At 60.9% G+C, this 22,704-nt stretch carries 19 protein-coding genes; 7 read left to right on the top strand and 12 right to left on the bottom strand.

All coding sequences use genetic code 11. The features are described 5' to 3' along the window. Positions 1-98 precede the first annotated feature (98 nt). Positions 99-3,248 carry an efflux RND transporter permease subunit gene (locus tag HGP17_RS20885; protein ID WP_168812369.1) on the bottom strand — a complete coding sequence of 1,050 codons (3,150 nt, stop codon included), beginning with the start codon at positions 3,246-3,248 and terminating at the stop codon, positions 99-101. A 9-nt stretch (positions 3,249-3,257) separates the two neighbouring features. Further along, on the bottom strand, positions 3,258-4,478 hold the full coding sequence (locus tag HGP17_RS20880) for an efflux RND transporter periplasmic adaptor subunit (RefSeq protein ID WP_168812507.1): 1,221 nt from the start codon (positions 4,476-4,478) through the stop codon (positions 3,258-3,260). A gap of 177 nt (positions 4,479-4,655) precedes the next feature. Here HGP17_RS20880 and HGP17_RS20875 point away from each other — a divergent pair, with 177 nt between their 5' ends. Then, positions 4,656-5,363, top strand: a complete 708-nt coding sequence (locus tag HGP17_RS20875) for a TetR/AcrR family transcriptional regulator (RefSeq protein WP_168812368.1) — start codon at positions 4,656-4,658, stop codon at positions 5,361-5,363. A 66-nt stretch (positions 5,364-5,429) separates the two neighbouring features. Here HGP17_RS20875 and HGP17_RS20870 read toward each other — a convergent pair whose 3' ends face one another. The 4 genes from HGP17_RS20870 to HGP17_RS20855 all read right to left on the bottom strand — a co-directional run bounded on the left by HGP17_RS20870 (position 5,430) and on the right by HGP17_RS20855 (position 8,306). Further along, positions 5,430-5,672, bottom strand: a complete 243-nt coding sequence (locus HGP17_RS20870; RefSeq protein ID WP_168812367.1) for a hypothetical protein — start codon at positions 5,670-5,672, stop codon at positions 5,430-5,432. A gap of 223 nt (positions 5,673-5,895) precedes the next feature. Then, a complete protein-coding gene (locus tag HGP17_RS20865; RefSeq protein WP_205926059.1) occupies positions 5,896-7,152 on the bottom strand; it encodes a YcaO-like family protein in 1,257 nt (418 codons plus the stop codon). Between the two features lie 197 nt (positions 7,153-7,349). Further along, positions 7,350-7,808, bottom strand: coding sequence for a helix-turn-helix transcriptional regulator (locus tag HGP17_RS20860; protein WP_168812365.1), 459 nt, complete (start codon positions 7,806-7,808; stop codon positions 7,350-7,352). A 189-nt stretch (positions 7,809-7,997) separates the two neighbouring features. Next, the gene (locus tag HGP17_RS20855) at positions 7,998-8,306 is read right to left on the bottom strand and encodes a hypothetical protein (RefSeq protein ID WP_168812364.1); all 309 of its coding nucleotides are present in this window, start codon (positions 8,304-8,306) and stop codon (positions 7,998-8,000) included. 258 nt (positions 8,307-8,564) lie between these two features. Here HGP17_RS20855 and HGP17_RS20850 point away from each other — a divergent pair, with 258 nt between their 5' ends. The 3 genes from HGP17_RS20850 to HGP17_RS20840 all read left to right on the top strand — a co-directional run bounded on the left by HGP17_RS20850 (position 8,565) and on the right by HGP17_RS20840 (position 11,395). Beyond that, on the top strand, positions 8,565-9,578 hold the full coding sequence (locus HGP17_RS20850; RefSeq protein ID WP_168812363.1) for an ABC transporter substrate-binding protein: 1,014 nt from the start codon (positions 8,565-8,567) through the stop codon (positions 9,576-9,578). A gap of 104 nt (positions 9,579-9,682) precedes the next feature. Next, positions 9,683-10,501: an ABC transporter ATP-binding protein gene (locus HGP17_RS20845; RefSeq protein WP_168812362.1), complete on the top strand. Its 819-nt coding sequence runs from the start codon at positions 9,683-9,685 to the stop codon at positions 10,499-10,501. A gap of 12 nt (positions 10,502-10,513) precedes the next feature. Beyond that, on the top strand, positions 10,514-11,395 hold the full coding sequence (locus HGP17_RS20840) for an ABC transporter permease (RefSeq protein ID WP_168812361.1): 882 nt from the start codon (positions 10,514-10,516) through the stop codon (positions 11,393-11,395). A 153-nt stretch (positions 11,396-11,548) separates the two neighbouring features. Here HGP17_RS20840 and HGP17_RS20835 read toward each other — a convergent pair whose 3' ends face one another. The 4 genes from HGP17_RS20835 to HGP17_RS20820 all read right to left on the bottom strand — a co-directional run bounded on the left by HGP17_RS20835 (position 11,549) and on the right by HGP17_RS20820 (position 17,004). Continuing rightward, positions 11,549-12,964, bottom strand: coding sequence for a sensor histidine kinase (locus HGP17_RS20835; RefSeq protein ID WP_168812506.1), 1,416 nt, complete (start codon positions 12,962-12,964; stop codon positions 11,549-11,551). Further along, positions 12,954-13,622 carry a response regulator gene (locus HGP17_RS20830; protein ID WP_168812360.1) on the bottom strand — a complete coding sequence of 223 codons (669 nt, stop codon included), beginning with the start codon at positions 13,620-13,622 and terminating at the stop codon, positions 12,954-12,956. Before HGP17_RS20830 ends, HGP17_RS20835 begins: the two co-directional genes overlap by 11 nt. 63 nt (positions 13,623-13,685) lie before the next feature. Beyond that, positions 13,686-15,479, bottom strand: a complete 1,794-nt coding sequence (locus tag HGP17_RS20825) for an alpha/beta hydrolase (protein WP_168812359.1) — start codon at positions 15,477-15,479, stop codon at positions 13,686-13,688. Between the two features lie 10 nt (positions 15,480-15,489). Continuing rightward, the gene (locus tag HGP17_RS20820) at positions 15,490-17,004 is read right to left on the bottom strand and encodes a polysaccharide biosynthesis C-terminal domain-containing protein (RefSeq protein ID WP_168812358.1); all 1,515 of its coding nucleotides are present in this window, start codon (positions 17,002-17,004) and stop codon (positions 15,490-15,492) included. 185 nt (positions 17,005-17,189) lie between these two features. Between HGP17_RS20820 and HGP17_RS20815 the strand changes: the two genes are divergently transcribed. Then, positions 17,190-18,044 (top strand): glycosyltransferase family A protein, encoded by an 855-nt coding sequence (locus HGP17_RS20815; RefSeq protein ID WP_168812357.1) that lies wholly within the window; start codon positions 17,190-17,192, stop codon positions 18,042-18,044. Here HGP17_RS20815 and HGP17_RS20810 read toward each other — a convergent pair. Together HGP17_RS20810 and HGP17_RS20805 are read right to left on the bottom strand one after the other, a co-directional pair. Further along, positions 18,011-19,213: a glycosyltransferase family 4 protein gene (locus HGP17_RS20810; protein WP_168812356.1), complete on the bottom strand. Its 1,203-nt coding sequence runs from the start codon at positions 19,211-19,213 to the stop codon at positions 18,011-18,013. The genes HGP17_RS20815 and HGP17_RS20810 overlap by 34 nt on opposite strands. A 188-nt stretch (positions 19,214-19,401) precedes the next feature. Continuing rightward, a complete protein-coding gene (locus HGP17_RS20805; RefSeq protein WP_112795444.1) occupies positions 19,402-19,638 on the bottom strand; it encodes an Lrp/AsnC ligand binding domain-containing protein in 237 nt (78 codons plus the stop codon). A gap of 207 nt (positions 19,639-19,845) precedes the next feature. Between HGP17_RS20805 and HGP17_RS20800 the strand changes: the two genes are divergently transcribed. Continuing rightward, complete coding sequence (locus tag HGP17_RS20800) at positions 19,846-21,129, top strand: FAD-binding oxidoreductase (RefSeq protein WP_168812355.1); 1,284 nt, start codon at positions 19,846-19,848, stop codon at positions 21,127-21,129. A 38-nt stretch (positions 21,130-21,167) separates the two neighbouring features. After that, the gene (locus HGP17_RS20795; protein WP_168812354.1) at positions 21,168-22,703 is read left to right on the top strand and encodes an aldehyde dehydrogenase family protein; all 1,536 of its coding nucleotides are present in this window, start codon (positions 21,168-21,170) and stop codon (positions 22,701-22,703) included. Position 22,704 lies beyond the last annotated feature (1 nt).

The following is a 22,704-nucleotide window of genomic DNA, read 5'->3' as shown; positions in this document are numbered from 1 at the left end:
CGCGAAAGGGGCTCTCGTCATATGACGAGAGCCCCTTCGATTAACCGTCTTGAATGGATACGCCCGCTTGCCGATGCTGGAAGCGGGCGGATTTTCTTTTAATGCGCCGTGCCTGTGGTCGGTGTGTCCGGGGTGGTCGCTGCGGTCGACTTCACCTTGCCCTTGAAGACGCGTCTGACGGAGACGAAGAGCAGCGGGATGAAGAAGACGCCGAGGACGGTTGCGGAGATCATGCCGCCCATGACGCCGATGCCGATGGAGTTCTGGCTGCCCGAGCCGGCACCGTTGGCGATGGCCAACGGTAGAACGCCGAGAATGAAGGCGAGCGAGGTCATCAGGATCGGCCGCAGGCGTTGACGCGATGCCTCGAGCGTCGCATCTATCAGGCTCTTGCCATGGTTCTGCTGCTCGATGGCGAATTCAACGATCAGGATGGCGTTCTTGGCCGCCAGACCGATGGTCGTCAGCAGACCGACCTTGAAGTAGACGTCGTTGGACTGGCCGAAGATGGTCGCGGCCAGGAGCGCACCGAAGATGCCGATCGGAACCGAGAGCATGACGGCGAGCGGGATCGACCAGCTCTCGTAGAGGGCTGCGAGCGCCAGGAAGACGACGAGGATGGAGATCGCGTAGAGCTGGCTTGCCTGGTTGCCGGAGAGTTTTTCCTGGGCCGACAGGCTGGTCCATTCATGGCTGAAGCCGGGCGGCAAGGTTGCCATGATCTTGTCGATCTCGTTCATGGCGTCGCCGGAGGAAACGCCGGGAGCGGCCGCACCCTGGATTTCGACGGCGGACGAGCCGTTATAGCGTTCGAGACGCGGCGAGCCGTAGTTCCATTGACCGCTGGAGAAGGCCGAGAACGGCACCATGTCACCACCGGAGTTGCGCACATACCAGCGACCGAAGTCCTCAGGCTGCATGCGGAAATCCTTGTCGGCCTGAACATAGACCGGCTTGACGCGGCCACGATCGATGAAGTCGTTGACGTAGGTACCGCCCCACGCCGTCGACAGTGTCGTGTCGATATCGGACAGGTTGATATTGAGCGCGCTCGCCTTCTCCTGGTCGATGTTGACAAAATACTGCGGCGTGTCTTCCTGCCCATTCGGTCGTGTGCCGAACAGCTTCTGGTCCTTCGCCGCTGCGCCGAGCAACTTGTTGCGGGCTTCGATCAGCGCCGCGTGGCCGGCACCATTGATATCCTTGATGAAGAAGTCGAAGCCGCTCGAGCTGCCGAAGCCGGGAATGGCCGGCGGAGCCAGAGCGAAGGCGCTGCCGTCCTTGATCTTCGAGAACGCCGCCATCGCACGGCCGGCAATCGCCTGAGCCTTGGATTGCGGCGTCTTGCGCAGGTCAAAGTCCTTCAACTTGACGAAGACGATACCGACGTTCTGGCCCTGACCGCTGAAGCCGAAGCCCGAGACGGCAAATGCGCCATCGACATAGTCTTTTTCGGTTTTCAGATAGTAGTCACGGACCGTGTCGAGCACCGATCCCGTGCGTGACGCCGTGGCGCCAGGCGGGAGCTGAATAGCGGTCAGCAGAATGCCCTGGTCTTCATCGGGCAGGAACGAGCTGGGAAGACGGTTGAACAGGTAGGCAACGGCGCCGCCGATCATCACGAAGATCAGCAGGAACACGACGGTATAACGGATCATGCCGTTGATGCCCCGCCGGTAGCGCAGCGTCGCCCGCTCGAAATTCCGGTTGAACCAGCCGAACAGGCCGCGCTCCTTGGCTCCATGCGCCGGCTTCTTCAGAAGCGTCGCGCACAGCGCCGGCGTCAGGATCAGGGCGACGATGACCGACAGCACCATCGCCGAGACGATCGTCACCGAGAACTGACGGTAGATGATGCCGACGGAGCCGGAGAAGAAGGCCATCGGGATGAACACCGCCGAGAGCACCGTGGCGATGCCGATCAAGGCGCCGGTGATTTCCTGCATCGACTTGATCGTCGCCTCGCGCGGCGACAATCCTTCTTCCTCCATGACGCGCTCGACATTCTCGACCACGACGATGGCATCATCGACGAGAAGGCCGATGGCTAGCACCATGCCGAACATCGTCAATGTATTGATCGAATAGCCGAAGACCGAGAGCACGCCGAAGGTGCCGAGCAGCACGACCGGGACGGCGAGCGTCGGGATCAAGGTGGCGCGGATGTTCTGCAGGAAGACGAACATGACGATGAAGACGAGCACGATGGCTTCGAACAGCGTCTTGACCACATCCTCGATCGACAGCTTCACGAACGGCGTCGTGTCGTAGGGGTAAACCACCTCGACATTCGGCGGCAGCGTCTGGCTGAGGTTCGCAATGGTCGTCGTAACCGACTCGGCGGTGCTAATGGCATTCGCACCCGACGCGAGCATCACGGCGAGACCGGCCGCAGGATGGCCGTTGTAGGTGCTCGACGTGTTGTAGGACGATGCTCCGAGCTCAACGGACGCAACATCGTTCAAGCGCACGAGCGAACCGTCGGGCAGGCTCTTCAGGATGATGTTTTCAAACTGTTCCGGTGTCTGCAGGCGGCTTTTGGCCGTAACCGTCGCGTTCAGCTGTTGGCCCTGGCGCTGCGGCAGCGCGCCGAGCTGACCTGCGGAGACCTGCGAGTTCTGGGCCTGGATGGCGGCCGTGACGTCGCTGACCATCAACTGATACTTGGCGAGCTTATCCGGATTGACCCAGATGCGCATGGCATAGCCGGCGCCGAAGATCTGCGTATCGCCCACGCCATCGATGCGCTTCAGCGTATCGTTGAGCGTGCTGGAGACATAATCGGCAAGGTCATTGGAATTCAGCTTGCCGTCCTTGGAGACGAAGCCGACGACCATCAGGAAGTTCGACGTCGACTTGGAAACGGTAATGCCCGTGGACTGAACTGTCTGCGGCAACTGCGCGGTGACGAGCTGCAGCTTATTCTGCACCTGCATCTGCGCGACGTCGGGATCCGCCTTGTTGGTGAAGGTCACCGAAATCGATGCCTGTCCCGTCGAGGTCGACGTCGACGTCATGTAATCGAGGTTGTCGATACCCGTCATGCCCTGCTCGATGACCTTGGTCACCGAGTTTTCGACGGTCGCGGCATCAGCTCCGGGGTAGGTGGCGCTGATGCGCACGGTCGTCGGCGCAATCTGCGGGTATTGCGAGATCGACAAGGTCAGGATGGACAGAGCGCCCGCCAGCATGATGACGATGGCGATAACCCAGGCAAAGATCGGCCTGTCAATGAAGAAACGAGACATCGTCTAACCTCACTTCTGGGCGCCGGAGGCGGCCTTGGTATCGGCTTTTTCCAGTTCTGCCTGCTGTGTCGGCTTGGTGTCGGCGGCGGCCTGCTTCAGTTCACCGGTGGCGTCATCGATGGTCACTGGCGAAACGGTCACTTCCTGGCCGTCACGCACGCGCTGAACGCCCTCGACGATGACGCGATCGCCATCGGCAATGCCTTCATTGACGAGCCAGCTGTTGCCGATGCTGCGCTGGATCTTCAGCACCCGCTGCTGCACTTTGCCGTCGGCGGTCACGAACATGGCGATGGGCTCGCCCTTCGTATTGCGTGTGACGGCGCGCTGCGGCACCAGGAAGCTGTTTTCGGCAATGCCTTCCTGGATCGTCGCACGAACATACATGCCGGGCAGCAGGATGCGATCGGGATTGGGGAAGACGGCGCGCACGGTGATCGTGCCGACGGTTTCCGCCACGGACGCCTCGGCAAATTCGAGCTTGCCCGTTTCCTTGTACTGGGTGCCGTCTTCGAGCGTCAGATGCACGGAGACGTTATCGCCGCTGGTCTTCAGCCGGCCCTCGGCGACGGCGCGGCGGAACTCAAGCAGGTTGGTGCTCGACTGCGTGACATCGACATTGATCGGATCGAGCTGGCGGATGGTCGTCAGCGCGGTCGTCTGGTCGGCGGTGACGAGCGCGCCGACGGTTACGGCGGAAGCATCGACGCGTCCACCGATCGGCGCACGCATCTTGGTGTAGTCGAGATTGATGCGCGCCGTTTCGAGCGCAGCTTTGGCCGACGCTACATCGGCGTTCGCCTGGGCAAGCGTGGAAATCGCATCGTCCAGATTCTGCTTGCTGACTGCGTCCTGCGCCGTCAGGCTCTTATAGCGATCGACCTTCGATTGAGCGCTGGGCAAGGCACCTTGCGCTTTTTGCAAAGCGGCGGCGGCGCTGTCATAGGAAGCCTGATAGGAAGCCGGGTCGATCTCATAGAGAACGTCGCCCGCCTTGACCTCGCTGCCTTCCTTGAAATTGCGGTTGCGAATGATGCCGCCGACCTGCGGGCGCACTTCGGCGACCAGATAGGCGCTGGTGCGGCCCGGCAGCTCGGCCGTGATGGCGACTGACTGCGGATGCAGCGCCGTCGCGCTTACTTCAATCTTGACGGCAGGCGCGTTGGCCTGTGCGGACTTCTGCTCATTGCAGCCAGCAAGCAATATCGTCGCGGCGATGCCTGCGACCATCAATGTGGTGCGGCTGGCCAAACGGCTTGTGGACGCCGTGAGACAGGCGGATGCGGAGGTGGGAGAGGCAAGCTTTCGCACGTTGCTATTTCCTGTTGCCTTATTTATAGTACGAGGTCGTACGGAAAATATTTGTATTGCTTCAAATGTCAATCGCATTCGACTGTTGGGGTCAGGATGGAAGTGCGAGTAAAGGACAGGGGAGGCGCGGTGGATGCGGCTGTTGCCCGTCGCCCGCGTGGTCGTCCTAAGATCTTAAACGATGATGATCGCCGAGCGGAGATCGTCAGTGAGGCGCGCGCGACATTCTATGAATTGGGATATGGCGGCACAACCATGGATCTGGTCGCCGCCAGATGCCGCATTTCGAAGCAAACTCTTTATCGATTGTTTCCCGGCAAGACCGATCTGTTCATGGCGATCATTGCCGAGCATCGGGCGTCCATGCTGGCGCTTCCGCGACCTCCGGGGGAAGATCTGCCCCTCGACGAGGCGCTCGAACACATTTTTATGATCGATATGGATGAAGAGCAGGAGCGTGAGCGCGAAGCTTTCATTCACCTCGCGATCAGCGAATCACAGCAGTATCCGGAAGTCGCGACACTGGTGCATACCTATGGCGCCAAGCAATCGCAGAACATGCTTGCCGATTGGCTGAGCCTGCAGCAGCAACGGGGCCTGATCGAAATCGCGGATCTGGCCAGCGCCGCGCGCATGCTGATGACGATGATTTTCGGGGCCATGATTTCGAAGCCGGGCCATCCGCACGACTGGCCCGATCGTGAGACACGCCTGCGGCATCTGCGCCAATGCATTGCGATCTTCGTCGCCGGCGTGCAACCGCGCAAGGTCTGCCAGCCTGGTCCCGGTATTCAAAAAAAATAATGCCGGCAGGGCCGTTACACCCTGCCGGCATTTTGCAGGCTCCCGCCCGAGCCCCGCTTTTAAAGTTCAGTGCGCAACGGCCATGTTCGGCGTGTCCGCGCCCTCTTCGAACAAAGGTGCCTGCAGGCCGTTTGCGTACATTTCCTGCAGGACTGCCCCGAGCGCCAGATCCAGGCACCATACGGGGAATTCCGCGTTGAGATTTTTTGCGCTCTGGCGCGCATAGGTGATGAGTCGAGCGATCGATGCCAGTTCCTTGAGCGAATCCGAATCCTGGTTTGCTGCTCCCATCGGAAGTACTGCCGTCATTTTATACCCTCTGTTGCCCTCGCTTTGGCCAGACGAGCCGTGTCCAGCCGAAAACATGAGTAAATCCTACAGGATGTTTCAACGCTTGGCGCGTGACACAAAGCGTGACACGAGGTTTGATTGTGACGCACATCTATGATTGCAATTTGAGGGAGGTGAAATCGGCATTCCGGAAACGTTGGGCGAGGCTGTGTTTTCGCCTGCTACATTTTCTTTTTGCTGATCAAATCAGCTGCAATGACCGGGAAATGGCCCGGTGGCCAAGGGGGCGCTTGCGACTTCCATCCGGATTTTCGAGTTGTGGCACGAGGATCTTGGCAACGGCAAACGGCAGCGAGCCGGATGAGAGCCGGAGCGCCATCGCCGAGCCGATGCCCGCGGATTTCAACCTGTCGATTGTCAGTTGCAGCAGCGCCTCGGCGCCCGACGGCAAGGCGGCGCGTGGCGTGACTGTCCGTTTGGGGTGCGCTTGGAAACAGGCTCCGACATCCCTCGGCAATTCCTGCAGGAAACTTTTGGGATCGATGTCGTCACGGCCGCCGCTGATGAAGGTCAGCCTCGATTGCGCCGCTTCCGTAATGGCGCGGATGGCAGCCCGGAGTGGCGAGGGATGCGCGCCGCATCCGAGCGTGACATCGAAATAGCGATAGGAGCGGCTCGTGGTGCCTATGTCGGCTGGACCGAGCAGGGCCAGCACAACCGGAACATCAATATCGCTGGTAATGTCGAACAGGCGCAACATCAGGCCGGCATTCTCGATCCTCGCCATCAACTCGGTTACGATCGGATCATCGAATGACGCGGGATCCAGACATGTTTCCATTCGCTGCTTCAGCGATGAAACATTCCAAAGCACGGTCGCATCGCGTTCGATGCGTTCCAGCAGGCCATGCAGCGTGGCCTCGATGACAGTGTTGCCGGAGGCGAGCCCGTCCGATGATTGCCAGAAGCGCGGATTGCTGACGGTGCGATCGAGCTTGACCGCGTCCAGCGGCACCCATACGGCGTGACCGGCGATGAGGTCGTGGGTTTCGACCCAGTCAATATTCTCGTCATCAGCGATATCGGCCTGGCCCGCGGCTATGAGCGCCGGCAGCGCATCGACCCGATGCCCGTCGGCGATCAGGCGTGCCCGGTTGCTTGTCAGGTCGTCAAGAGCCGGCATGCCGGCGGTGGCCCGCTCCAGCGCCTCCATGGCGGCTGAAACTTTTGCATCGATATCCGCAATGCCCTTGCCGTTGTGAATGACGATCGATCGTGCGTTCGGGCTGACCGCCTGCCACACGGGAATGCCTAGCCGATCAAGATCAGTCAGGCGAGCAAGACGGGTAATGCCGTGGGTGGGGAGATGCGGCTCAATGCGGCGAAGGGTTTCCTCTGCCGGGCAGGCACGATCCGAATAGAGTGATGCGGCAATCTCAGATGCCGTCTGGTCCGATTGGCTGGCGAAAAATTCGGCAAGGGAACGATCCGCAACCATTATCGCCATCGGAAAGCTGAATATTGATCAACATCAGATCGAACGGCAGCTTTGTATCTGCCATCCACGATGCTCATGAGAGAAAGCCGGCCGGCTGTCGGCCAGAGACGGTTTGCAGGCTGGTTCCCGGCAGTATCGAGGCAGCACATTCCACCATAGTGCGCGCCTCGACCCTTATTGATACGGCAGGCTAAACGTCAGTTGCGAAGGCCTATCGCTGCATCCGCCGCGCGCGGCACATGGCCTGCGACCGGTTCGGAAGCGTTTGCCAACGACTTGATCAACGTCAGCACGGACTGGCGTATGCTCGGGTCATTGATTTTCATGAACGCCTTGTTGAGGTTCAGACCTTCCTTGGACGTCAGGAATTCCGACAGATCCTCAAGACCATTGATCGCACCCAAGCCATCGGTATTAAGCGGCTGCGAATTGTCCTGCTGGAAGAAGAAGGCGACCTGCACTGCCAGCACGCTGGCAATGGCCTGAAGCCGGCTTGCACCAATACGATTGGTGCCCTTCTCGTATTTCTGAACCTGTTGAAACGTCACGCCGATCTGTTCGGCAAGACGTTCCTGGCTCATGCCGAGCATGAGCCGCCGCGTGCGCACGCGTGAACCGACATAGGCATCAATCGGATTCGGTACTTTTGCACTCACTGCGCAATCTCCTTATTAGTAGGGGCCCCCAGTGGATGCCGTCTTACCCATGAACTCTGTGGTAAGAGACACGCGGTCAATCTGCCCGCACAATGTGTGTGAAATAAGAGTGAAATTCAACCAAAAGTCTTTTTTGCGTTATGTTTTGTCATCCCGTTGGCCAATAAACGGCAGAAAAGACGATTCACGTCAATGGGGATTGAAGACCGAGGACGGTTTGCAATTGTAAACCGGGCACAATGGGTTGTCGCGCGTCGGCACATAGGTGCGCGCCGCATAGCCGGATATGCCGCACTGATCGCTGTCGGAAACATAGCGGTCATAAAGTACGATGCGGCCATCCCGCGAGGGGTAGCGCAAAATGACGGCGCGTTCGCCGGCGATCACCTGCTGGACGGCCGCGCAGTCCTTCCCCAGCGACTGGTAGCGCGATATGGCAGAGGCCGGTGCGGCGCTCAGGGTCGTCATCACAATCAATGCAATGGCTGCGGTTCTCATCGATCGTCCCCCAACGGTTATCGTTCAATATAGATAGGCGCCGTGCCGGAAATACAAAGACCGGCGGAGTCCGTCATGATCTGGCGTCGTTCAACACCCGCATACCCGGCGGCCAAATAAAATTGCGCCGTCTTGCTTTGAGATTTTGCGCTGAAAGCTGACTGAAAGGTTGCCCGCGCTAGGTTTGCTGAGCTTCGTGGAGGAAGCGCCTTTCCAAAGCGTCGTGTGGCGCAAGAATTAAAACAGGAGGAGACATTGATGCGTCCATCGCGCACCTTTTTTCATACCGTAGCCCTTTCCCTCGTCATGACTGCTGCTTCCTTTGCAGCCACGGCCGCCAATGCGGCCGACAAGATTTCCATCATGGTGGGCGGCTACGAAAAACAGATCTATCTGCCGGCCAAGCTCGCCGAATCCCTCGGCTACTTCAAGGATGAAGGCCTCGACGTCGAGCTTCTCAACGAATCCGCCGGTGTCGACGCTGAAAACCAGCTGCTCGCTGGCGCCGTTCAGGGCGTTGTCGGCTTCTACGATCACTGCGTCGACCTGCAAGCCAAGGGCAAGTTCATCAAGTCCGTCGTGCAGTTCAGCCAGGCACCGGGCGAAGTCGAGCTGGTTTCGTCGAAGTATCCTGACATCAAGTCCTTCGCCGACCTCAAGGGCAAGCGCGCCGGCGTCACCGGCCTCGGTTCGTCCACAAACTTCCTGACGCTCTACATGGCGTCGAAGGCTGGCCTTTCCGCTGCGGACATCACGCCCGTTCCGGTCGGCGCCGGCCAGACTTTCATCGCCGCCATGCAACAGGACGCCATCCAGGTCGGCATGACCACCGAACCGACGATTTCGCGCCTGCTCAAAACAGGCGAAGCCAAGATCCTCGTCGATCTGCGTACGCTGAAGGGCACCGAGGAAGCACTCGGCGGTACCTATCCGGCCGCATCGCTCTACATGGATGCCGCATGGGTCGACGCTCATAAGGAAGACGTGCAGAAGCTTGCGAACGCTTTCGTGAAGACTCTGCGTTTCATCAACACGCATTCCGCCGCTGAAATTGCCGACAAGATGCCGAAGGACTTCTACGTCGGCGACAAGGACGGCTACATCAAGGCTCTCGACGCCGGCAAGGAAATGTTCACGGCTGACGGCGTGATGCCGGAAGACGGTCCGAAGACGGTTCTCGCCGTGCTCTCGCAGTTCTCCAAGAACGTGAAGGGCAAGACGATCGACCTGTCCAAGACCTACACGACGGAATTCGTCAAGAACGTCAAGTAAGCAGTCATAACGCCGCTTCCGGCCAGTTTTCAGACGGGTTCCGGAAGCGGCAGTTCATCGGGCTTTGCGTGCACGCCCTGAAGGCACGCGTCAGGATCAGCACCATGCAACAGGATGAACGCCGTACCCCGGCGATCGAGCTCATCAATGTCAGCCGCCGTTTCGTCTCGCCGACCGGAAAGTCGCTGACCGCACTGCGCGATTTCAACATGACCGTCGAACGCGGCGAGTTCGTTGCCGTCGTCGGACCGACGGGCTGCGGCAAGTCGACGACGCTCAATCTCGTCACCGGCCTTGCTAAGCCGAGCGCCGGCGAAGTTCGCCTGATGGGCGGTCCGGTCAATGGCATCGATCCGCGCGTCGGCTTCGCCTTCCAGACGGATGCACTCTTTCCGTGGAAGAACGTCATCGACAACGTCATGGCCGGCCCGCTGTTTCGTGGCAAGTCGAAGTCCGAGGCCGAAAAGATGGCCAAGGACTGGCTCGCCCGCGTCGGCCTTTCGAAGTTTCTGCATCACTATCCGCATCAGCTCTCGGGCGGCATGCGCAAGCGCGTTTCGCTGGCACAGACCTTCATCAACGAGCCGGAAATCCTCTTGATGGACGAGCCTTTCTCGGCGCTCGACGTGCAGACCCGCACGGTCATGCATGAAGAGCTCCTGAAGCTCTGGGCCGAGCGCCAGGCATCGGTCGTCTTCGTGACGCACGATCTCGAAGAAGCCGTCGCGCTTGCCGACAAGGTCTATGTGCTGACGGCCGGCCCGGCAACGGTGAAATCGGTCTACACGATCGACCTGCCGCGCCCGCGCGTCGTCTCGGAGATCCGCTACGAGCAGAACTTCATCGATTATTGCAAGACGATCTGGGACGACCTGCGTGAAGAGGTCGAAACCAGCTATCGCCGTGCCGCCGAAGCGGCATAAGGAGGATTGATCATGGCAAACACAGCTCTCGAAGCAGGCAATGCCCCGATCTTCCGCGCCGGCACCTCGGATGCGGAAATCGAAGCCGCAGCGCTGAAGGCGCTCGCTCGCCGCAAATACGTCGTGGTGGCCTGGCAGATCGGCATTCTGCTCGGCATCATCGGCCTCTGGCAGCTCGCCTCGGACCTGCACTGGATCGACCCGTTCTTCTATTCGAGCCCGTACGGTATCGCCTTGCGCCTATGGGAATGGATTGTCGACGGCACGGAAAGCGGTTCGCTCTGGTACCACCTCGGCGTTACCATGGAAGAAGCGCTGATCGGCTTCATCATCGGTTCGGTGACCGGCGTTCTCGTCGGCGTCGCCCTTGGCCGCAACAAGCTCGCTTCCGATATCCTGTCGATCTACATCAAGGCGATCAACTCGATCCCTCGCGTCGTATTGGCGCCGATCTTCGTGATGATCATGGGCCTCGGCCTGCCGTCGAAGGTGGCGCTGGCTTTCATCATGGTGTTCTTCGTCGTATTCGCCAATGCCTTCCAGGGCGTTCGCGAAGCCGACCGCAATATGATCGCCAATGCCCGCATCCTCGGCGCCTCCAACTGGCAGGTGACCCGCAACGTTATCCTGCCGTCGGCAATGAGCTGGATTTTTGCAAGCCTGCACATCTCCTTCTCCTTCGCCATCATCGGCGCCATCGTTGGCGAATTCGTCGGATCGCTGGCCGGTATCGGCTACCTGATCTCGATCGCCAAGGGCACCTATGACGCGGCCGGCCTCTATGCCGCGATCATCCTCGTGATGGTCGTCACGCTCGGTGCCGAATATGTGATGACGCTCATCGAAAACCGCATCACCCGCTGGCGTCCGCAGCAGAGCCTCGACACGCACTAAGCGTTTCTTTCTGGTACCTCCCAAGGCCAGGGGCCGGGCATCTTGCCCGGCCTTTTTTGTTTAAGCCGGCGACTCTCTCCCGCAGGCGCAGAGAGGGGACAATTCCGCGGTTGCCGCACTCGACAACCAAATACCGCGGCTTAACTTCACCGTTCAAACCGCCGGCAAGCGTACACTCACCAGCAGCCCACCGCCTGCCGGCTCGCCGAGCGTCACCGAACCACCGGCGCCGTCGACGACCTCGCGGACGATGGCAAGTCCCAGGCCGCTGCCCTCCGGCTCGGTGCCCATGATGCGATAGAAGCGCTCGAACACCTGGGCGCGCTCGGCTTCAGGAATGCCGGGACCATTGTCCTCGACCCATAGAAGGGCCGTATCGTCTTCCCGTCCGATGCCTACGGTGACCCGCCCGCCCGGCGGCGTATAACGCAGGGCGTTGTCGACAAGGTTGACCAGCATTTCGCGCAGCATGGTGCCGTCACCTTCGATACGAACCGGCGTTTCGTCCGCCTCCAACCCAAGATCGATATTGCGGCGCAGGGCCTCTTCGGCCAGCGTTTCCAGGACCCGACGTGCGGTTTCCGTGAGTTCGATCGTATCGTTTCGCGGTCGGCGACTGCCGGGCTCGGCGCGGGAGAGGGTGAGAAGCTGGCTTGCAAGGCGTGTCACCTGCCGCGTGCTGGAGCGCAACGCCGTCAGCGCCTCGTCGCGCCGGCTGCTGTCGGTTTCGCGGGCGGCAACGCTTGCCTGCGTCGAAATCAGGGCGAGCGGCGTGCGCAGCTGATGTGCGGCGTTCGAGACGAAGCGCCGCTGTGCCGCCATCTGGTTCTGCACCCGCTCCATATGGTCGTTGAGGGCATGGACGAGCGGCCGAAGCTCGTTCTGCACCATATCCGGCTGTAATGGATCCAGACGCTCGCGGCCACGCTCACGCACGGCGTCGCGCAACCGCAGCACCGGGGCGAGGCCGCGCTGCAGGCCGATGATGGTCACGAGGCCGGCGAGCAACACGAGTGCGAGCTGCTTGGTGAAGTCCGACAGCCAGAGCCTGCGGCGCATCGCATACTGGCTGTTATGGGTGACGGCGACGGTGACGGAAATCGTGCTGTCCTGATCGAGACCGACCACGGGATGGCTGAGCATGAGCACGCGCACCCCGTCGGTGCGAAACGTCATGTCCTCGCCGTTCAAATCCCGTTTCGGCCGTGGCAGATCGGGAAAACCGGCGATGAGGTTCCCCCACGCCGTGACCACCTGATAGAAGACGCGGTCGCCATAGCCGGTGTCGAACATTTCCAATGCCGCCGGAGGGATATCGATCTGCACGGTGCCGCTGCCGTCGACATGGGTGGCCTCGGCGATGACGCGGGCCGAGGCGAGCAGCGTGCGGTCGGTGACAAGATCGGCTGTGGCGTCGGCCGAGCGATAGCTGAGATAGAGGTTGATACAGATGGCGCCGATCAGCGTCAGCACCACCCAGGCAAACAGTTGTGCCCGAAGGCTGCTTGCCACCCCGCCCAAGGCGCGGCTCAGAATGCCTCTTGTTGGGAAGGTCTCGTCATTGTGCATGGCGAAGGAGATAACCCAGGCCACGCAGCGTCGCGATCTGCACGGTGCTGCCTTCGAGCTTCTTGCGCACGCGATGCACATAGATCTCGATGGCGCTGGTGTCGGCGAGGTCGTCAAAGCCGAAGACGCTTTCCGAGAGCGTGGTCTTGGTCACCGTCGTCCCAGCCTTCATGACGAGATGCTCGAGCACCGCATGCTCGCGCGGCGTCAGCGCCAAGGATTCTCCCGCCAGATAGAATTGCCGTGTGCCGCCGTCGAAGACCAGGTCGCCGACGGCGATCTCGGGAGCGGCATGGTCGTGGCCACGGCGGACTGCCGCGCGGATGCGGGCTTCCAGCTCGGCGTTCTCGAAAGGCTTGGCGAGATAGTCGTCGGCACCGCTATCGAGGCCGGCGACCCGGCCGTCAAGGCTGGCGTTGGCCGTGAGGATGATGACAGGAACCTTGTTGCCTGCCTGGCGCAGGCGCTTCAGCAGCGTCAGACCGTCCATTTTCGGCAGAGACAGATCGAGGATGACCACCGCATAGGCCGCGACTTTCAGCATGTGCTCGGCGTCTTCGCCGTCATAGGCGATGTCGACGACATATTGCGCCTGACGCAGCGCCTTGCCGAGCCAGGACGCCAGTTCGCGGTTGTCTTCGACGATCAGGAGCCTCATGGATCGACTATACAGCAAGTGCCGGATATGGCGAGTATTTCACGTCATTGTTGCAGCCGGAATTCATGCCTTTCCAAGCCTCAATCCCATTTCCCGCACCTCGTGCAGATAGACCTTCCGCGCGTAGGGCGGCGTCAGATTGTGGTCCGCTTCAGGGATGATGGTCAGGCGTATGCCGGGGAAGTGCTTCAGGCCGTCGCCATCCTGTCCAAACTGCTCATGGAGATGATCGAGACCGATGTCGTGGGCGCTGTAAAGCAGCGATATATCGACCTTGCGTCTGGTGAGCGTCCGGAAGCCATTGATGACAGGTCCCTGCGTGGCGGCAAGGAAAGGGAAGGCGCTGAGCAACTGGCGGCTTGATCGCAACGCTCGCCGGCCGAGCACGGTTGCCAGGTTGCGCAGCGCGCTTTTGGCATCGATCTGGCCGCCAAACAGACGCCTCAGCGTTTCCATCTGCAAAAATTTCCGCCCATAGGTTTCGAGGGAACGCGGCGCATAACGCAAGGCTTCATCGACCGAGCGGCTTTCATCCCAGGTGAAGCTGTAGGGGTTGACGGTCACCAGGCCCTCGCAGCGAGCATCGCGCAGGGCGGCATGGAAGGCCAGATAGCCACCGCTGCAGCGTCCCACCGCAAAGGCGGGCAACAGCTTGCGGGCTTCCAGAAGATCGAGCGCTTCGGTCACGTCCTGCTGTTGCTCACGCGAATAGAGCACCTGTCCCGGGGCGCCGGGCAGCGGCGGGCTGTCGCCGACATTGGCGTTGTCAAAGCGCAAAGAGGCAATGCCGTCATGAGCGAGTGAGCGCGCCATCGAGACCGACATTCGGCCCCAGCCGGCGTGTCTGTCATAGGCCGTGGTCAAGAGCAGGGCGGTTGCACCCCTCCTTTCGCCTTCCGGCTCGCAAAGAATGCCGAAGATGCGGCCGCCCTTGCCGAAGCGGAGCGGCGTCTCGCGAAAGCCGTCCCCGATGAGAGGCGCAGCGTTCGCCATTTTGGCGGGGCTTGATGCTATCGGCCGCGTTTGGCCGGATGCCAGGGATCGCGCCCACTCCACGACCCTGCTGCCTGAAACCGCCGGCATCACGGCAATCGTGGGGTTGGAGACCAGATCGTCGTAGCCTTCATATGTCGATTGCTCGACATGCGGGACAAGTGTTTCGAGGTGGCGGGCAAAATCCGCATCGCCGGGGCGACCGGGCCGCGTCAGCACGAGGCAGTTCGGTGTTCCGAGGCTGGCGAGGTTCATCAGATTGAGTTTCTTGACCGCGTCGGCAACCGTGTCAGGCATGCGCAGGCTGGCGACAGTCACACCGTCCGTTTGCCGTTGCGCCTCCTCGAGCCCCATGCCCTCGTCGATCATCTTCGACCAGACGGTAAGTTCACGCAGATAGGCGCGGCCGGAAATGACGGGCGCAAGAAAGGCGATGCCGTCGATATCGGCAAGGCGTTCCGACAACCGGGCTGCGATCGTACCACCAAGGCCCTGGCTGACGAGGATCAACCGTTCGCAGCCGGACAGCGATTTCAGTTCGGCAGCGGCCGCAAGTGCCGTCTGTTCCCAGAGCGAGAGGCCTTCGCCCTCATCGACAACGTCGAGGGCGTCGCCGGTGCCGGCATAATCGAAGCGCAGGCTCGGTATGCCGATATCGGCGAGGTCCTCGGCAAGGATGCGCCAGAACTTGCGGACGCACATTTCTTCAAAACCCCAGGGGCTGAGGAACAAAACTGCGGTGCCGGCCGGGGGCGTTGCAGCGGACATGAACAGGCCAACGGTGCCTGCAAAGGTCACCGGCGTAGCGGCCGATCTCACATCTTTCGTTTCACTCGGATTTTCGGCGGCTCCCCAACCAGCCATGACAGTCTCCTCACATGCGACGCGGCGCCAATAACGCCAAGGCTTGAACGGCAATTGGGTGAGCACGGGCTGGCAATCGTGCGGCAATTTTCTGAAGGACGTCGATGTCCTCGGTCGGTATGGCTTTCAGCAGTCTGAGCGCGATGCCATAGGCGAGCGCGCCGGCAATGACGGCGCCGACAAGACCGGCGATACCGGGCAGCGCCTGCAGGACACCATAGGCGGCAGCGGCGCAGAGAAGGGCGGCAATCGTCACCTTCGCCAGGTTGACGAGCATATCCCGCGTGGAGCCTTCGAACTCCATGCGACGCACCATCAAAAGACACATGACGGTGAAGGCTAGGAATCGGATCAGGGCGGCGCCCTCGCCCCCATAAAAGGGTACTGCAGCAAAGCAGCCGACGACCATGACGACACTGGCAATGCCGCCGATGATGGTGCGCTCGCGTACGCGATCGAGCGAATAGAGATACTGCGTGCAGATCTGCATGAAGACATAAGGTGCGGCTGTCAGCGACAGCAGCGCCACCATGCCACCGCTCGGGGCGAAGGGTGCGCCGAAGACCGTGACCACGAGTTCCGGCGCGATGGCCGCAAGGCCGAAGCTCATCGGCAGGGTGATATAGGCGATGCTGCGGGCCACTCCCGCAAAGACATCGACCGGCAGTTTGTCGGATGCGCGGGCATGCATCTGTTCGGAGTAATAGGGCAAGAGGCTGCCGCTCAGCTGCACCGGCAATTGCAGCGCCAGATTGGCGAGCGACAATCCGACGGCGTAAAAGCCGACGGCTTCGATGCCCCAGTAGCGCTGCAGGAACAGCAGCTCGATACGATTGAGGAAGATCGAGCTGTTGATGAGTTCGATCGACAGAATGAGCGATGAGCTGATGAGGGCGGAAAGGCCGACCCCGCAATTGTTCTTGCGCGCGATCGCGATCCTGAGCGTTGCGACGAACATGGGCAGCTGCCCGATCGTATAGCCGACAAGCGCGCCGCTGACGCCGAAGAAGATTGCGCCGATCAGGACGCCGATGAGCTGGAGCACGGAACTCGTCAGCGTGATGCGCAGGAACGTGCCGAGCTGTTGCTCCCCGATCAGGTAGTTCTTGCTGTAAGCGCCGAGCGATTGCAGAACGAAGAAGACGCCGGTAATGGCGATGACGGCCGACGCGTCGCCGGCCCAGTGCAAACGCTCCTCATCCCAGTAATAGGCGGCATAGCCGAGGACCAGGATCACGGTTGCAAGGATCGTCGGCTGCAGGAGATAGGCGGCAAAGCCCCGCCGTTCCTCCGCCGAATAGCCGTTTCCCTTCAGTTGCGGCAGGATGCGCAGCAGGGTGACGCCGGCGCCGAGTTCGGCAATGAGCGCGCCTGTCGTCGTCAGCCAGAGCGAAAAGGCGATGATGCCGTTGGCTTCCGGGCCAAGCAGGCGAGCGGCAATGATCGAACATGCAAAACCGGTCGCGAGCAGGGTCAAACCCGCTACCGCGTTCAATACCGAGTTTGCCATGATGCTCTTCGTCATGAAGATGACCGTTCCTCAATTCGCCGAACCTAGATGCGCATGTCGGCTCTTCGTGGAGATAGCGTCAGCTCTATTTCATATGCCTTAATATTTAGGGTTTAATGCTGCGCTAAGTTCGTTTTTTACTTCGGCCAACGTACTTTCTGCCCGATATTGGCCGCCTGGGGCTTGCGCGGAGGGTTTCATTGTTCAGCCTCATCGTCTGCACGGTCGATCGTTTCGACCAGTTGGAGCGGCTTTTCCGTTCTTTGGCGGGCCAACGCCATGCAGATTTCGAGGTCATTGTCGTCGACCAGAACCTCGACGATCGGCTGCGCGAACTTATCGATCGATTTTCACTGGATTTCACCATTCGCCATATCCGCTCGCCAAAAGGGCTTTCCCGGGCGCGTAACAATGGCATGGCCGTGGCGACAGGCGATTATGTCTGCTTTCCCGATGACGATTGCTGGTACGAGCCCGATACGCTCTCGACCGCTGCAGGGCTATTTTCGGCACATTCGGAGCTGGCGATCGTCACCGGCCGCACACTGGATGCAGAGGGTGTGGCCTCCGTCAGCCCGACGGGGGAAACGCGGCTGGCGCTGACGCGCTGGAATTACCTCAAGTGCGGCAACTCCAACGGCATCTTTGTCCGGCGGGTGGCGCTTGCCGGCATTGGCGGCTTTGACGAGAATCTGGGTGTCGGTTCGGATTCACCGTTCCAGAGCGGCGAAGAAGCGGATTTTCTGTTGCGCGCACTCTCGGCTGGCAAAGGCGCGATGTTCTTTCCGGAGCTGATCGTCCACCACGATCAGGTCACCAGCGAATATGGCCCGCGCCAGGTGGAGCGCGCGCGCAAATATGGACGGGGGTTCGGTGCGCTGATGCGCAAGCAGGCCTTTCCGTTTTATTATGTCGGCTATCGGCTGTTTCGCCCTGTTGCCGGTTGGCTGGCGGCGCTTGCGCGTTTCAACTTCGATGCTGCCCGCTACAAGCGCGCCTGGCTCATGGGCATCCTGGAAGGTTATGCGGCCTGGCCTCGGTGGCGTAAAAGCTGAGGCGACTTGCCTTTCGGCGTCAACGTTTCGGTGTAGACATCCATGTAGCGCTGGGCGACCTCGTCCCATGCATAGGCGCGGGCATCGCTCAACAGTTCCCGCCGCAAGGTCAGGTCATCGCCTTCAAGCCGGGCGAAAGCCGCTGTCAGAGTATCGGCTGCGGCCTCAGGATCGGAAAAATCCGTGAGCATGAGGGCCGGGTGCGTTTCCGCCATTGCCTTATAGGCTTCGTTGGCATTGAGCACCGGCAAGAGGCCGGCGCTCATGGCCTCGATCGCCACCAGGCCGAAACCTTCATACTCCGAGGCGGATGCGAAGAGCGAGGCGCGGGCGATGATGTTGCGGATGGAGCAATCGTCGATCGAGACGTGCAGCGCGACATTGCGCTCCAGACTGCGATCGGCGATTTCCTTCAGCAGCGTTGCTCGATTGAGATCCGATTCCGCGCCGATGATATCGAGATGCCAATCGTCATGGCGAGCGACCAGCGCCTTCATCGCATCCAGGAGATGGTCCAACCGCTTGTTGACGGAGAAGCGGCCGATGGTCACGATGCGGCGGCGAGCTTCCAAGGCGGCGCAATTGGAGAATTTGCTGACATCGGCGCCGTTTTCGATCAGACGGACGCGTTTGTCGGCGATCTTGGAAAAGAGCCGCGCGTCGGACTGGCTGCAGCAGATGAGCGAATGATAACCGAGCGCGGAAAGCCGCGTCGCCGTGTTGAACCAGATCTTCTTGATGGCGGCATATTTCTGCGTGTGGAAGAAGCCGCCATGGGTGGTGGCGACCATGGGGCGCCCGTGCATCAGCTTGCCCCAGGCGAGTGCGTCGAAGAAGAAATCGACGGCGTGGACATGGACGAGATCGGCATCGACCAGATGGCGGAAGACTTTCGGCGCCACGGGATAGCGCGTGGAGCCGGACCAGGGAATGCGCACGATCTCGATGCCGTCGATGGTCTCGTTTGCCGGGAGTTCGCGACCAGGATCGGAAAACAGGCTGTTGCAGGTGACGACGCGCACGCGATAGCCGCGGGAAATCAGCTGTCGGCAGAGGTTGGCGACGACGTCTTCCAGGCCGCCCTTGTTCGGGAGGAACTGGCGCACGACGTGCACGATCAGCGGTCCGGCCTGCTTGCTTGCCTGAATATCCGCAACAGCCGATGTCATCGATCCACCCTCGACCCCTATGCCGCGCCATGTGCCGGCAAACAAGCGCTCCAGCGCGCCGCCCTTTGATCAGTCCGAAAAACAGACCATCACGTCGGTTAAAAAAGGCTTAATCGCGAATGGATACGCGTAATGTTTCGGGCAGAAAGGTTAATGCGGGTGGGGCGATGCCCCGGCTGCGTTAATACTTAGAAAGCGCGAAATGTCAGCGTCGTCAGCGAGCGGATGATGCCCGGAATATTGGCGATATGGTCGTTGATGAACTTGCCGATATCCTGCTCTTCGGCAATGTAGACTTTCATCAGCAGGTCGTACTCACCACTGGTGGAGTATAGCTCCGAAACCAGCTCCGTCTGGTAGATTGCGTCGGCGACCTCATAAGTCTTGCCGGGAGAGCATTGGAGCTGAACGAAAATAGGCTTCATTGGTGTGTCCTGCTTTTGCCTGCGACCACGATGGCGGCCAGCTTTTCCCTATAATGGTCGAAGGCGCCATCGCCATGCAAGTTTTTCTCCAGAGCGGATGATTTTTCGTCATCATGCTATGTCCATCGGATGTCGCTCTTGCCGCTTCCGCAACTTCGCGCACAGCGCTAGATTGGCGCGATTATTTCTGTCGATTGGACCGATTTCATGCTGAATGACCCCCGCTCTCATGGTCTCTGGGAAAAGACCGCCCCCTTGCCGCCGGCAACGAAGCCGCTTTCCGGCGAGATATCTGCCGATGTCGTGGTGGTCGGTGGTGGCTATACCGGTCTTTCGACGGCGCTGCATCTGGCGGAAGCCGGCACGAATGTCGTGTTGCTGGAGGCCAATGAAATCGGCTTTGGCGGTGCCGGGCGCAATGTTGGCCTCATCAATGCCGGCATGTGGGTGATGCCGGACGATCTGCCGGGCGAACTGGGTCCCGTTCACGGCGAGCGTCTTCTCGAGCTGCTCGGCAACGGGCCGAAGCTGGTCATGGAACTGATCGACAAGCACGCTATTGCCTGCGAGCTCGAGCGCAACGGCACGCTGCATTGCGCGGTCGGGCCGGAGGGGTTGAAGGAAATCGAGGAGCGCGCCCGCCAGTGGAGCAAGCGCGGCGCGCCAGTCACGGTGCTTGATGCGCGCGAGACGGAGCGCCGGGTCGGCAGCTCGGCTTACGCGGGCGCGCTGCTCGACATGCGCGCCGGTACGCTGCAGCCGCTCGCTTATGCGCGCGGCCTTGCCCATGCCGTTGCGAGAGCAGGCGTTGCCATACATACCGGCAGTCGGGTGACGTCTACGGAAAGACATGGGGCGAAATGGGTGGTTTCGACCGATGGCGGCAAGGTCAGTGCCGACTGGATCGTGGTGGCCACGGATGCCTATAGCACTGGCCCCTGGGAGGCGATCAGGAACGAGCAGGTGCATCTGCCCTATTTTAATTTCGCGACGGTGCCGCTCGGCGACAACTTGCGCAAATCCGTGCTGCCGGGGCGTGAGGGCGCATGGGATACCAAGGAAGTGCTCTCATCCTTCCGCATGGACCAGGCGGGCCGGCTCGTCTTCGGCAGCGTCGGCGCGCTGCGTAATACCGGTCTGGCGATCCACAAGAGCTGGGCGCGTCGGGCGATCAGGAAGCTCTTTCCGCAGCTCGGCGATATTCCGTTCGAATGCGAATGGTATGGCAAGATCGGCATGACCGATAACGCGCTGCCGCGTTTCCATAAGCTCGACCAGAATGTCGTCGGCTTCTCGGGCTATAACGGTCGCGGCATTGCGCCGGGCACCGTATTCGGCAAGGTGCTTGCCGGCCATATTCTCGGGCAGATTTCCGAGGCCGATCTGCCGCTGCCGGTGACAGACATCGTCGAGCCGAGCTTCAGGGCGGCAAAGGAAATGTGGTACGAGGCCGGCGCTCAGGCCGCGCATTTCGTCGGCGCCAGAGTTTAAAAAGTTACCGAACCAGCATTACGGGAAGAGGAAACAGGATGACCGCGACATCAGATCTTGCCGCCGAAACCAAGGCGATACTGACGGAGCTTGGCGTATCGGCCGATCGCTATACCGGCGGGACGCTGGCCGTCACCTCGCCGGTCACCGGCGCCGAGATCGGCCGGCTCAGGGAGCATTCGGCCGGTGAAGCGAAAGGTGCGATCGCGGCGGCGCACGAGGCGTTTCTCGCCTGGCGCAACGTGCCGGCGCCGAAGCGCGGCGAGCTGATCCGCCTGCTTGGCGAGGAGCTCCGCGCCGGCAAGGCGGCGCTCGGCCGTCTCGTCTCCGTCGAAGTCGGCAAGATCACCTCCGAAGGTCTCGGCGAAGTGCAGGAGATGATCGATATCTGCGATTTCGCGGTGGGCCTCTCGCGCCAGCTTTACGGTCTGACCATCGCCACTGAGCGTTCGGAGCACCGGATGATGGAAAGCTGGCATCCGCTTGGGGCGATCGGCATCATTTCCGCCTTCAATTTCCCGGTTGCCGTCTGGTCGTGGAATGCGGCGCTCGCCATCGTGTGCGGCAATTCCACCATCTGGAAGCCATCGGAAAAGACGCCGCTGACGGCGCTTGCTGTGCAGGCTCTGTTCGAAAAGGCACTGAAGCGCTACGTCGCCGAAGGTGGCGAAGCGCCGGCCAATCTTTCGACTCTGTTGATCGGAGGTCGTGATCTCGGCGAGCTGATGGTTGATCATCCGCAGGTGCCTCTCGTCTCGGCGACCGGCTCGACGGCCATGGGCCGCGCGGTCGGCCCGCGCCTTGCCGGCCGTTTCGCCCGCGCCATCCTCGAACTCGGCGGCAACAATGCTGCGATCGTCTGCCCGACGGCCGATCTCGACCTCACCTTGCGCGGCGTCGCCTTTTCCGCGATGGGCACGGCCGGTCAGCGCTGCACGACGCTGCGCCGCCTTTTTGTCCATGACAGCGTCTATGACCAGCTCGTTCCGCGCCTGCAGAAGGCCTACGGTTCGGTGACGATCGGCAATCCGCTTGAAGCAGGAACCCTCGTCGGCCCGCTGATCGACAAACAGGCTTTCGATCGCATGCAGTCGGCCCTTGCCGCAGCGAAGGCGGCCGGCGGCACGGTCACCGGCGGCGAGCGTGTCGAAAACGGAGTTGCCGATGCCTTCTACGTTCGGCCGGCTCTGGTCGAAATGCCGGAGCAGACCGGTCCCGTCGAACAAGAAACCTTCGCGCCGATCCTTTATGTGATGAAGTACAGCGATTTCGACAAAGTGCTGGCGCTGCACAACGCCGTGCCGCAGGGCCTGTCGTCCTCGATCTTCACCAACGACATGCGGGAAGCAGAGACTTTTGTATCCGCGCGCGGCTCCGATTGCGGCATCGCCAATGTCAATCTCGGTCCCTCGGGTGCCGAAATCGGGGGCGCATTCGGCGGCGAGAAGGAGACCGGCGGTGGGCGTGAATCCGGCTCTGATGCTTGGAAGGCCTATATGCGCCGGGCGACCAACACGATCAATTACGGCCGCACCCTGCCCCTCGCCCAGGGCGTCAAGTTCGACGTCGAATAGG

This window comes from Rhizobium sp. P38BS-XIX (genome assembly GCF_012641435.1).
Lineage (GTDB): Bacteria > Pseudomonadota > Alphaproteobacteria > Rhizobiales > Rhizobiaceae > Rhizobium.
The sequence above is the reverse complement of the archived record's forward strand: the minus strand, read 5'-3'. Positions and strand labels throughout refer to the sequence as shown.